The 9,681-nt window shown below is 72.2% G+C and carries 8 protein-coding genes; 4 read left to right on the plus strand and 4 right to left on the minus strand.

Translation table 11 applies throughout. From position 1 onward, the window contains the following. Positions 1–43: 43 nt before the first annotated feature. The 3 genes from E2C05_RS24190 to rph form a co-directional block, all read right to left on the minus strand. Positions 44–1,093 (minus strand): SGNH/GDSL hydrolase family protein, encoded by a 1,050-nt coding sequence (locus E2C05_RS24190; protein ID WP_133222217.1) that lies wholly within the window; start codon positions 1,091–1,093, stop codon positions 44–46. A 112-nt stretch (positions 1,094–1,205) separates the two neighbouring features. Further along, a complete protein-coding gene (locus tag E2C05_RS24195) occupies positions 1,206–1,835 on the minus strand; it encodes a non-canonical purine NTP pyrophosphatase (RefSeq protein ID WP_133222210.1) in 630 nt (209 codons plus the stop codon). Then, entirely contained in the window at positions 1,835–2,557 is a 723-nt protein-coding gene (rph, locus tag E2C05_RS24200) for a ribonuclease PH (protein WP_133222211.1), read from the minus strand. Before rph ends, E2C05_RS24195 begins: the two co-directional genes overlap by 1 nt. 131 nt (positions 2,558–2,688) lie before the next feature. Between rph and E2C05_RS24205 the strand changes: the two genes are divergently transcribed. From E2C05_RS24205 to E2C05_RS24220, 4 genes are all read left to right on the plus strand, one after another. Then, positions 2,689–3,882 carry an ABC transporter substrate-binding protein gene (locus E2C05_RS24205; RefSeq protein ID WP_133222212.1) on the plus strand — a complete coding sequence of 398 codons (1,194 nt, stop codon included), beginning with the start codon at positions 2,689–2,691 and terminating at the stop codon, positions 3,880–3,882. 110 nt (positions 3,883–3,992) lie between these two features. Beyond that, entirely contained in the window at positions 3,993–4,850 is an 858-nt protein-coding gene (locus E2C05_RS24210; RefSeq protein WP_158292340.1) for a branched-chain amino acid ABC transporter permease, read from the plus strand. Then, on the plus strand, positions 4,850–6,652 hold the full coding sequence (locus tag E2C05_RS24215) for a branched-chain amino acid ABC transporter ATP-binding protein/permease (protein WP_133222214.1): 1,803 nt from the start codon (positions 4,850–4,852) through the stop codon (positions 6,650–6,652). The genes E2C05_RS24210 and E2C05_RS24215 overlap by 1 nt, the downstream gene beginning before the upstream one ends. A gap of 13 nt (positions 6,653–6,665) precedes the next feature. Then, positions 6,666–7,382 carry an ABC transporter ATP-binding protein gene (locus E2C05_RS24220; protein ID WP_205083031.1) on the plus strand — a complete coding sequence of 239 codons (717 nt, stop codon included), beginning with the start codon at positions 6,666–6,668 and terminating at the stop codon, positions 7,380–7,382. Between the two features lie 100 nt (positions 7,383–7,482). Here the strand turns inward: E2C05_RS24220 and acs are convergent, their stop codons facing one another. Further along, a complete protein-coding gene (gene acs / locus E2C05_RS24225; RefSeq protein ID WP_133222216.1) occupies positions 7,483–9,414 on the minus strand; it encodes an acetate--CoA ligase in 1,932 nt (643 codons plus the stop codon). Between the last annotated feature and the right edge of the window lie 267 nt (positions 9,415–9,681).

Here is a 9,681-nt window from a genome sequence, read left to right on the forward strand (position 1 = left end):
GCCGGGCCCGCCGCGCCCGGCCCCGTGACGGCCCGACAGGGCGTCAGCCGCGCGCCATGCGGCGGCGCGCCGCCAGCAGACCGGCGAGGCCGGCCAGCACCAGCGCCGCCGTCCCCGGCTCCGGCACCGCCGCCGCGGCGAAACCGCCGATCAGCTCATGCCCGCGCGTGGTCGGGTGCACATCGTCCCAGAACAGGGAGGCATCGGCCGAGCGCGTCGCGGTCGGGTTGTTGGGCGAGCAGCGGATGCCGGCCGCCAGCGGGTTGATGTAGATCGTCGGCGACGCGCCGGTGACGCAGGCATTGGTCACGTCGTCGAAGCCGAAGCCCCTGGGATTCGCCGTCACCCGGTCGAACAGGCCGAAGACGTCGAAGGTCAGCACCCGCACGCCGGGCAGGGCATCGAAGGCCGCGAGGCCGTTGGCGAGCGCGGCGTTGAAGGCCTGGCTGACGGCGCGGCCGGCGGCGGCGGCGGCGGGGGTGCCGTTGAAGCGCGGGATCTTCCCGAGGTCGGGCAGGTTCAGCACCAGGAAATTCCGCGCATTGCCGGACTGCTTGAGCGCCAGCATCTGGTCGATCACGCCCTGAGCGGCGCTCACCGCCTCGGCCTGCAGGAAGGCCGCGGGGTTCGGCTGGAACGACGCCTGGGCGAGCGCCTGCAGCAGGTTGTTCGCCCCCGCCCAGACGGCGAAGAGCGCCCCATCCGGCGCCGCCGGCCCGGTGAGGTAGGTGGCGACCTGGCCGGGCAGGTTGATGAAGCCGGGAATGCCGAAGCCGGGCCCCTGACTGTCGGTGCGCGCCAGGCCATAGGCATAGATGGTGCCGCCGGCATTGGACGGCACCGCGGCGCCGAGGCCGAGCCGCTGCGAGAACTCGCTGATCCAGGTCGGCCCGTTGCTGAACTGCCCCTGCGGATAGGTCGGCGCCACCGGCACCGTCCCGCCCGAGAGCAGGAACAGGTTGCCGCGATCGGTCAGGCTGTCGCCGAACCCGTAGAGCGCGGTGAAGCCCGCCGCCGCCGGCCGCGGCGCCATGGCCGGCAGCAGGAGGATGGCCAGGGCCAGCAGGCGGCCCAGCAACCCGTGGTGTCGCATTCGAAACTCCCTTCCCCGTGGGGCGAGAATTTACGATCCGCAACGTCCTGTCCAGGGACCGGCTACGGGGCTGGCGGCGGCGCGACGCCCCGGCGGGGTGGGGCCGCGGCGCTCAGCCCGCGGGCGGCAGGCAGGCGGCGGCCAGCAGGGCGAAGGCGCGGGCCCGGTGGTTGTCGGCATGCTTCGCCGCCGGCGCCATCTCGCCGAAGGTCTGCGCCCCGCCCTCCGGCACGAACATCGGGTCGTAGCCGAAGCCGTTCGTGCCGCGCGGCGGGAAGACCCAGCGGCCATGGATCTCGCCCTCGAAGCCCTCGGCATGGCCGTCCGGCCAGGCGAGCACGAGGGCGCAGGTGAACCAGGCCCGGCGATCGGCATGCGGTTCGGCCAGCGCGGCGACCTTCGCCATGGCCATGGCATAGTCCCGCCCGCCGCCGGGCAGCATGGCCCAGTCGGCGGTCCGCACGCCGGGATCGCCGCCGAGCGACGCGACGGAGAAGCCGCTGTCATCGGCCAGCGCCGGCAGGCCGGCGGCGCGGGCGGCGGCGAGCGCCTTGATGGTGGCGTTGCCGAGGAAGGTCGTCTCGGTCTCCGCCGGCTCCGGCAGGCCGAGTTCGCCGGCCGAGACCACCTGCAGCCCATGCGGGGCGAGCAGCGCCGCCACCTCCCGCAGCTTGCCGGCATTGTGGCTGGCGAGGACGAGCCGGCCCGGTTCGAGCCGGCGGTGCGCGCCCCGGGCCGGCATCAGGCGATCCCGACCGCCACGCGCTGCTGGCGGAACAGCTCCTCGGTGCCGTGGCGGGCGAGCTTCAGCAGCGACAGAAGCTGCGCCTCGCTGAAGGGCTCGCCCTCCGCCGTGCCCTGCACCTCGACCAGGCCGCCCTTGCCGGTGAGGACGAAATTGGCATCCGTCTGCGCCTTGCTGTCCTCGTCGTAGTCGAGGTCGAGCACCGCCTCCCCCTGCCACAGCCCGCAGGAGACCGCCGCCACCTGGTCGCGCAGCGGCATGCTGGCGATCACGTTCATCTTCAGGCAGTGGCGGAAGGCCAGGTGCAGCGCCACCCAGGCGCCGGTGATGCTGGCGCAGCGCGTGCCGCCATCGGCGGTCAGCACGTCGCAATCGAGGGTGATGGACATCTCGCCCATCGCCTTCAGGTCGGTCACGGCGCGCAGGCTGCGGCCGATCAGCCGCTGGATCTCCTGCGTCCGGCCGGACTGCTTGCCGCGCGCCGCCTCCCGGTCGCCGCGCGTGTGGGTGGCGCGGGGCAGCATGCCGTATTCGGCCGTGACCCAGCCCTGGCCGCTGCCGCGCAGGAATGGCGGCACCCTTGTCTCGACCGAGGCGGTGCAGAGCACCTCGGTCAGGCCCATGCGGATGCGGCAGGACCCCTCGGCATGGCGGGCCACGCCGGGCTCGAGGACGACATGGCGGAGTGCATCGGGCGCGCGGCCGGAAGGACGGGTCATGCGGCGCGGCCTAGCACGGGGGCCGGAGGCCGGGAAAGGCCGGCCCGGCCGCGGCCCCGGCGGCTATCGCGCCGCCGGCGATGCGCTAAGCTTCCCCGAGAAGAACGACAGAACCGCAAGGAGGAACTTCCATGACCATCACGCGCCGCGGCCTCGGCCTGGGCGGGGCGGGGCTCGCCGCCGGCTCCGCCCTCGGCCTCGCCCTGCCCGCCCTCGCCCAGTCGGAGCCGCTGCGGGTCGGCTGGCTGGCCGCCCTGACCGGGCCGAGCAGCGCCCCGGCGGTCGGCTTCAACCGCGGGGTGATGTGGGCGGCGGAGGCGCTGAACGCCGCCGGCGGCGTGAAGGGCCGCAAGGTGGAGGTCATCACCCGCGACACCCAGGGCGACCCGACCAAGGCGGTGAACGCGACGCAGGAGATGATCAGCCAGCTGAAGGTCCATGCCATCTGGGGCCCGACCAACAGCGGCGAGAGCCTGGCGACCACCGCCATCATGGCGCGCGGCAAGATGCCGAACATCCATCCCTGCGTGGTCAACAGCCTGATCGACCCGAAGAAATACCCGAACGCCTTCCGCATCGCCCCCAGCAACATCCAGTGGGACGACGCGGTGCGGAACTACACCACCGGCGTCGCCAAGGCGAAGAAGGTGGCGGTCATCGGCGACACCACCGGCTATGGCGTGACGGCGGCGAACGACAGCGCCGCCGGCTTCCAGAAGGACGGCGCCGAGGTCGTCTACAAGGCGAATATCGACAGCACCCAGCCGGACATGACGCCGGACATGCTGCGCGCCCGCAATGCGGGGGCGGAGGCGATCGTGATCTGGTCGGTCTCCACCGGCATGATCGCGCGCATGCTGAACACCAGGGCGAAGATGGGCTGGGACGTGCCCTTCATCGGCCATCCCTCGCTCTCCTCCGGCGAGATCGCGCAGCTGATCGAGAAGCCGGACTACTGGAAGAAGGTCTACTGCATCGGCTACCGCAGCTGCAGCTTCGATGCGAACGGCAAGCTGCCGCCGCGCAACGAGGAGCTGCTGCGGAAGCTGGCCGGCAAGATCAACCTGCAGGACACGCTGCTGTGGTGGGTGGCCTGCGGGATCGATGCGGTGAACCTGATCGCCGACGCCGCGGCGCAGACCGGCAGCACGCGGAACGACGACATCATCAGGTACTGGAACGGCGTGAAGTCCTGGCCCGGCTACTACGGCGAGTACAGCTGGACGCCGGACGAGCACAATGGCTACCCCGGCCAGGACGTGGTGATGTCCGATGCCAGCTCTGGCCGCAACGGCGCCTTCGCGCTGGCGCCCGGCTACGCCTGACGGGTCGCGGCGGCCCGGCGCGGCCGCGCCGGCCCCGCCGCCGCACGACTGAGCCTTCCGGCGCGCCGCGTCCTGCGGCGCGCCCCCCGACCCCGCGCGGGAGTGTCGCCTTGCTTGCCTCCATCCTGGCCTCCGGCCTCGCGGTCGGCGCCGTCTATGCGCTGATCGGCATCACCTACAACACGATGTTCGCGACCTCCCGCGTGATGAGCTTCACCGCCGGGCAGCTCGGCATGCTGGGCGGCGTGCTCGGCTCGCTGTTCATCCTCCGGCTCGGCCTGCCGGTGCTGCCGGGCCTGGTGCTGACCCTGGCCGCCTGCGCCCTGCTCGGCGTGGTGACGGAGATCGTCGCGGTGCGGCCGGTGCTGAAGAGCCTCGACCAGCACCTCTACGTCCTCTCGACCCTCGCCCTGGCGCTGATGATCCAGCACACCGCGGCGCTGGAATGGAGCACGGAGCCGCAGCCCTTCCCCAGGCTGATCGGGCTCGGCGAGGGGATCTGGGAGGAGAAGTACTGGCTGCCGGTCGCCGCCTGCGCGGCGACCATCCTCGGCCTCGAATACCTCTATCGCCGCACCCTGGTCGGCCGCGCCTTCGTCGCCATCGCCGAGGACAATTACGCCGCCCGCGCGCTGGGCCTGCCGGAGCGCAACCTGCGCATGGCGAGCTATGCGCTGGCCGGCGCCATCGGCGCGCTGGCGGGCTTCGCCGGCGGGCAGCTGCTGCTGGCCTTCTTCGCCAATGGCCCGCTGCTGAACTTCTACGGCTTCATCCCGGTGGCGCTGGGCGGCCTCGGCAACAACCGCGGCGCCGTCATCGGCGGCCTTGCGCTCGGCCTGTTCCAGCAGGCGGCGAATTTCCTGGTGGGCGGCATCTTCTCCTCGGTCGCCGTCTTCACCCTGTTCATCCTGGTGCTGCTGGCGGCGCCGCAGGGGCTGTTCGGCGCCGCCGCGGCGCGGAGGGTGTGATGGGCGTGACCGACACCGCCGCGCCGGCCCTGAAGCTGCCCGCCGCGCCCTCGGCGCTGGCGCGGCTGCTGCCCTTCCTCGGGCTGCTGGCCGGCGCGCTGCTGCTGCCCTTCAGCGGCAACGACTACTGGGCGCTGATCGCCACGCGCGCCTGCATCTACTGGGTGCTGGTCTCCGGCCTGAACCTGATCGTCGGCTATGCCGGGCAGCTCGCCATCGGCTATGTCGCGATCCTGGCGCTCGGCGCCTATACCGCCAGCGTGCTGGCCGCGGGCAATGTCCTGCCGGCGCTGCCCTCCTTCGCCGCGCTGGGCTGCGCCGGGCTGGTGGGCGCGGTCTTCGGCGTGGTGGTCGGGCTGCCGGCGCTGCGGCTGCGGACCTTCTACTTCGCCATGACGACCCTGGGCTTCGCCACCATCGTCACCCAGATCGCGCTCGCCTGGCAGGACGTGACGGGCGGCGGCATCGGCATCCCGGGGCCGGAGATGCCGGCGCCGCTGGACACCCCCTGGGGCTACTACCTGTTCTGCCTGGGCGCCGCCGCGCTGTGCACCTGGCTGACCGCGAACATCGCCGGCAGCCGCTTCGGCCGCGCCCTGGTGGCGGTGCGGGATGCGGAGGTGGCGGCGGAAGCCTGCGGCGTCGCCAAGCCGCGCCTGCTGGTGCAGGTCTTCCTGCTGGCGGGCGCGCTGGCCGGGATCGCCGGCGGGCTGTTCGCCACGCTGCAATCCTACATCACGCCGGATGCCTTCACCTTCGACCTGTCGCTGCTGTTCTTCATCGCGGTGCTGATCGGCGGGCGCGGCTCCATCCTCGGCCCGCTGCTGGGGACCATCCTGCTGACCCTGCTGCCGGAGGTGGCGGCGCCGCTCGCCGCCTGGTCCACCTTCCTCTATGCCGCGCTGCTGCTGGTCATCGTGCTGGCCATCCCCGGCGGCATCGCCGCGCTGCTGGACTTTCGCAGCCGCCGCGCCCTGCCGGAAGGCCGCGCCGTGCAGCCGCGGCCGGAGGCGCTGGCGACGCTGCTCGGCCACCATCGGGAGGCGCGGGGGGCGATCGAGCTGCGCGGCGTGGTGCTGGCCTTCGGCGCGGTGCGGGCGATCGACGGGCTCGACCTCGATTTGCGACCGGGCGAGGTGCATGGGCTGATCGGGCCGAATGGCAGCGGCAAGACCACCACGCTGAACGTCATCTCCGGGTATTACCGGCCGCAGCAGGGAAGCCTGACGCTGGCGGGTGCGCCGCTGCCGGCGGGAAGGCCGGCGCTGCGGGCGCCGCAGGGCATCGCCCGCACCTTCCAGACGCCGCGCCTGGTGGGGGAGGCGACGGTGCTGCAGAACGTCATGGTCGGCGCGACGGTCGAGGGCCGTTCGACCTTCCTGGAGGCGCTGTTCCAATTGCCGCGGCAGCGGCGGGAGGAGCGGGAGATGGAGGCGCGGGCAAGGCTGGCGCTGGCCGCCGCGGGGCTGGCGGGCCTGGCCGATGTGCGGGCCGACCGGCTGCAGCACAGCGAGCTGCGCTTCATGGAGATCGCCCGCGCCCTCATGCTGCGCCCGGCCTTCCTGATGCTGGACGAGCCGGCGGCCGGCCTGGCGACGGAGGAGATCAAGCGGCTGGGCGCGCTGATCCGCGCCATCGCGGCGCAGGGCACCGGCGTGCTGCTGGTGGAGCACCATGCCGACCTGATCTTCGACATCTGCGACCGGGTGACGGTGCTGAACCTGGGGCGCGAGCTGGCGGCCGGCACGCCGGCCGAGATCCGCACGCACAAGGAGGTGGTGAGTGCCTATCTCGGCGGCTGAGGCCCTGCTTGAGGTGCGCGGCCTGCGCGCGGGCCATGGCAAGATCGCCGTGCTGCACGGCGTCGACCTCACCATCCATGCGGGCGAGGTCGTCTCGCTGCTCGGCCCCAATGGCGCGGGCAAGACGACGCTGCTGGCCGCCATCTCCGGCCTGCTGCCCTGGGGCGGGGGCGGGGTGCGCTTCGCCGGGCAGGACATGGCGGGCGCCGGCCCGCGCGAGAGCGCGCGGCGCGGCCTGGTGCATGTGGTGGAGGGGCACCGGGTCTTCACCCAGATCTCGGTCGCCGACAACCTGGAGCTGGCGGGCTACGACCTGCCGCGGCGGGAACGGGCGGGGCGGATCGAGGAGGCGCTGGCCTTCTTCCCGGAGATCGCGGCGAAGCGGCATGAGCGCGGCGGGGCGCTGTCCGGCGGGCAGCAGCAGATGCTGGCGGTGGCGCAGGGGCTGGTGCGGCGGCCGCGGCTGCTGATGCTGGACGAGCCCTCGGCCGGGTTGTCGCCGGTACTGGTGGACCGGGTGCTGGGCGTGGTGGCGCAGTTGCGCGCGGCCGGCACGGCGGTGCTGCTGGTGGAGCAGCTGATCGAGAAGGCGCTGGCGGTGTCCGACCGCGTCTATGCCCTGGCGCAGGGCCGCATCGTGCTGGAAGCGCGTGCGGACGAGGCGGACCTGCCGCACCGGCTGGAGCGCGCCTATTTCGGCCAGGACGTCCCCACGCCGTTGCACGCATAGACCAGAGGGTTCCAAGGGCCCTTCGGCCGATGCGGGTCCCGTTGACGATGCGCCGCATCGTCAATGGGTGGTCGAGGGGGGCAAGGCCCCCCTCGATGTGTCAGCGCACCCGGTTCTCGATCAGCTCCTGCACCACGCCGGGATCGGCGAGCGTGGAGGTATCCCCGAGCCCATCCGTCTCGTTGGCCGCGATCTTCCGCAGGATGCGCCGCATGATCTTGCCGGAGCGGGTCTTGGGCAGGCCGGGTGCCCACTGGATGGCGTCCGGCGAGGCGATCGGGCCGATCTCCTTCCGCACCCAGGCGACCAGTTCCTTGCGCAGCGCGTCGGTCGGTTCCTCGCCCGATTTCAGCGTGACGTAGCAGTAGATGCCCTGGCCCTTCAGGTCGTGCGGCATGCCGACCACGGCGGCCTCGGCGACCTTGGGGTGGGCGACGAGGGCGCTCTCGATCTCGGCGGTGCCCATGCGGTGGCCGGAGACGTTGATGACGTCGTCCACCCGCCCGGTGATCCAGTAGTAGCCATCCTTGTCGCGGCGGGCGCCGTCGCCGGTGAAATACATCCCCTTGAAGGTGGAGAAATAGGTCTGGCCGAAGCGCGCATGGTCGCCATAGATGGTGCGCATCTGGCCCGGCCAGCTGTCGAGCAGCACCAGGTTGCCCTCGGTCGCGCCGTCCAGCACCTTGCCCTCCCCGTCCACCAGGGCGGGGAAGACGCCCGGCAGCGGCAGGGTGGCGGAGCCCGGCTTCTGCGCGACCGCGCCCGGCAGCGGGGAGATCAGGATGCCGCCCGTCTCGGTCTGCCACCAGGTGTCCACGATCGGGCAGCGCTCGTCCCCGACGACGCGATAGTACCAGAGCCAGGCTTCCGGGTTGATCGGCTCGCCCACGGACCCCAGGATGCGCAGCGACGCGCGGCTGGTCTTCTTCACCGGCGCCTCGCCGTCCCGCATCAAGGACCGGATGGCGGTGGGCGCGGTGTAGAAGATGTTCACCTGGTGCTTGTCCACCACCTCCCAGAAGCGGGAGACGCTGGGGTAGTTCGGCACGCCCTCGAACATCAGGGTGGTCGCGCCATTCGCCAGCGGCCCGTAGACGATGTAGGTGTGGCCGGTCACCCAGCCGACATCGGCGGTGCACCAGTAGATCTCGCCCGGCCTGTAGTCGAAGACCAGCTCATGCGTGTAGCTGGCCCAGACCATGTAGCCGCCGGTGGTGTGCAGCACGCCCTTCGGCTTGCCGGTGGACCCCGAGGTGTAGAGGATGAAGAGCGGGTCCTCCGCCCCCATCGGCTCCGGCTCGCAGGTCGCCGGCTGCTTCGCGCAGAGGTCGTCCCACATCACGTCGCGGCCGGCCTGCATCGGCACGCTGCCGCCGGTGTTCTTCGCCACGATCACATGCCTGATGGACGGGCAGGTCGCCAGCGCGTCGTCGGCATTGGTCTTCAGCGGCACCTTGCGGCCGCCGCGCCGGCCCTCGTCCGCGGTGATCAGCACGCTGCACTCGCTGTCCTGGATGCGGGAGGCGAGGCTGTCCGCGCTGAAGCCGCCGAAGACGATGGAGTGGATGGCGCCGACGCGGGCGCAGGCCAGCATGGCCACCGCCGCCTCGACGATCATCGGCAGGTAGATGCAGACGCGGTCGCCCTTCTTCACGCCCAGCTCGCGCAGGCCGTTGGCCAGGCGGCAGACGCGGGCATGCAGGTCGCGATAGGTGACCTTGACGTCGCTGTTCGGGTCGTCGCCTTCCCAGATGATCGCCACCTGGTCGCCGCGCGTGTCCAGATGCCGGTCGAGGCAGGAGACGGAGGCGTTCAGCACCCCGTCCTCGTACCAGCGGATGCTGACATCGCCGGTGAAGTCCACCGACTTGATCTTCGTCGGCGCCTTCATCCAGGCGACGCGGCCGCTCTGCTCGCGCCAGAACCCCTCGGGGTCCTTCGCCGCCGCCTCGGTCATGGCGCGGTGGCGGTCGGTGTTCACATGTGCCTTGGCGGCGATCTCCGTTTTCACGGCGATCAGGTCGTCTGCCATGCCTGGCCTCCCCTCGGGCGTATAGCGCTGCCTGACAGGAGATAGGCCATGCCGCCTTGCGCTGCGTCAATCGGCCGCGGTGCTCCGCCTGCCCTCGCCGAGACGTGCCGGGCGGCAGCGGAAGCCCGCCCGGCACGGGGCCGGGCGGGCGCCGCGGATCAGTTGGTGCGGGTGGCGCTGCCGCTGGCGGGCGCCGCCGGCGCGGTGGCGGCGCTGCCGTGACGCTCGGTGGTCGCGGCGGGGCGCTGCGGCGTGCCGGCCTGCTGC

Source organism: Paracraurococcus ruber (assembly GCF_004353985.1).
GTDB classification, from domain to species: Bacteria; Pseudomonadota; Alphaproteobacteria; order Acetobacterales; family Acetobacteraceae; genus Paracraurococcus; species Paracraurococcus ruber.

Bases quoted from the DNA above. Each gene is read 5' to 3' on its own strand.
- E2C05_RS24190 (WP_133222217.1), bottom strand. From the start codon at position 1,093: ATGCGACACCACGGGTTGCTGGGCCGCCTGCTGGCCCTGGCCATCCTC.
- E2C05_RS24195 (WP_133222210.1), bottom strand. From the start codon at position 1,835: ATGCCGGCCCGGGGCGCGCACCGCCGGCTCGAACCGGGCCGGCTCGTC.
- rph (WP_133222211.1), bottom strand. From the start codon at position 2,557: ATGACCCGTCCTTCCGGCCGCGCGCCCGATGCACTCCGCCATGTCGTC.
- E2C05_RS24205 (WP_133222212.1), top strand. From the start codon at position 2,689: ATGACCATCACGCGCCGCGGCCTCGGCCTGGGCGGGGCGGGGCTCGCC.
- E2C05_RS24215 (WP_133222214.1), top strand. From the start codon at position 4,850: ATGGGCGTGACCGACACCGCCGCGCCGGCCCTGAAGCTGCCCGCCGCG.
- acs (WP_133222216.1), bottom strand. From the start codon at position 9,414: ATGGCAGACGACCTGATCGCCGTGAAAACGGAGATCGCCGCCAAGGCA.